Here is a 1,624-nt window from a genome sequence, read left to right as displayed (position 1 = left end):
GCCGCAGGGGCGAGGCCCCTGCGGCCGCCGGTGCGGTGCGGGTTCGATCAGGAGTGGGTGACGCTGCCGCAGGCGAAGGGCGAGAGCGGCAGGAAGCCGTAGCTCTGGATGTCCGTGGCACCGTTGGTGCAGATCCAGCCACCGGCGCCGAAGATGGCGCGCAGGGCGGTGCCGTGGGCGTCCGTGGCGTTCCACTCGGCGTCACGGAAGACGTTGTAGACCACGCGGCCGTACTGGGTGGCCACGAAGGTGTCGCTGATGACCTTGTTCACGGTGTCGACCGGCGCCTTGCCGTCGATGTTGCGGATGGTCAGCGGGCCCTGGACGTCGGCGCCGGTGCCCTTGCCGAAGTACACCTGGCCGATGTAGTGGGCGACGGAGTAGGGGACCAGCGCGTTGGCGTCGTTCAGCTGGGTGTCGCTGCCCTGGTTCTCCTGGACGCTGCTGTTGACGCAGGCGCCCGGGGTGAGCGGGGTGACGCCACCGTTGATGGCGGTCAGGAAGAAGGAACGGGTGCCCGAGCCGGTCTGCGGCAGGAAGGGCTTGATCGTGACGTTCGGGAGCGACGCGCTGATCTGGTTCCACTTGGTGACCGTGCAGGAGTAGATGTCCTTCAGGTTCGCCGTGGTGAGGTTCGCCGGGGCGTTGCCACCGGTCTTGGCGGCCCAGGAGACCGCGTCCTGCGCCAGCGCGACGAAGTCGTCGGTGGTCGGGTCGGTGGCCACCGGGCCGCGCGAGGAACGGGCGAAGTCCACGGTGGCGCTGGTGTTGGCGTTCAGCGCGGTGATGCCGGCGCCGGAGCCGTTCGGGCGGGTGATCGCGGTGGCACCGGTCTTGGTGGTGATGGTGCCGGCCGGGATCGCGTCCCAGCTGTAGAGGCGCGGGGAGGTGGAGCTGGTCAGCGACGCGTTGTAGGCGGCGGCGAGCTGGTTCAGCACCGACTGGGTCGTGTCGGAGCCGACGCCCACGATGTCGATGGCGCGCGGGGTGACACCGGTGGCCGGGTCGGCGACGGCGGTGCCGCCGACGACGGTGGCGAGGGAGGTCGCCAGCGCGGCGACGGTGAGCAGCTTGGCAGCGGTCTTACGCATGTTCCTCTTCCTCCGGGGGAGAGACGTACATCGCGTGAAACCCGTACTCCGTTCGGGAGTTCGGGGCCGTGTGGCCGCGTCCGCTGCGGCCTCGCCGGCAGTGCCGATCCTGTCCGCCGGGGAGGTTCCGCCGGAAGAGAGGTCGAGCCCGGCCGGTGAATGTCGACTCATCGGTTCGGCGAGGTTTAGCCACTGGTCAGCGTGCACGTGACAGGGGCACTGCCGGGGCTCCGAGCCCGGTCGACGTTCTTCTCCAGGAGGCTGCTCGGAGTGTTGCCGGAAACCTGCCCTTCACCGGAACAGCACGGACGGAGATCCGATGGAGGATCCCCTTCCGGGAGCGGGATCCGATGGAGGATCCCCTTCCGGGAACGCCGAAATGACGGTCCGTCATCCGACTCGGACCGTCATCGACTCAAACGCTCACAGCGGCCAGCGGCCGTCCCGCCCGGACCGTCGCAACTCCTGCCCCACCCACTGGAGTCCGGCCAGGAACCCCTCGACCCCCGCCTGGCACTGGTCCCGCCGCAGGT

General features: G+C 69.5%; 1 protein-coding gene. It reads right to left on the bottom strand.

Annotation, left to right across the window (positions count from 1 at the left end; translation table 11 throughout):
• Positions 1 to 47: 47 nt before the first annotated feature.
• A complete protein-coding gene (locus ACIQOV_RS40700) occupies positions 48 to 1,091 on the bottom strand; it encodes a PstS family phosphate ABC transporter substrate-binding protein (RefSeq protein ID WP_401056084.1) in 1,044 nt (347 codons plus the stop codon).
• Positions 1,092 to 1,624 lie beyond the last annotated feature (533 nt).

The organism is Kitasatospora sp. NPDC091257 (assembly GCF_044757675.1).
Taxonomy (GTDB): domain Bacteria; phylum Actinomycetota; class Actinomycetes; order Streptomycetales; family Streptomycetaceae; genus Kitasatospora; species Kitasatospora lactacystinica.
This window is presented reverse-complemented; position numbering and strand designations above follow the sequence as displayed.

Excerpts from the sequence above, each read along its gene's own strand:
- ACIQOV_RS40700 (WP_401056084.1), bottom strand. The coding sequence starts at position 1,091 with ATGCGTAAGACCGCTGCCAAGCTGCTCACCGTCGCCGCGCTGGCGACC.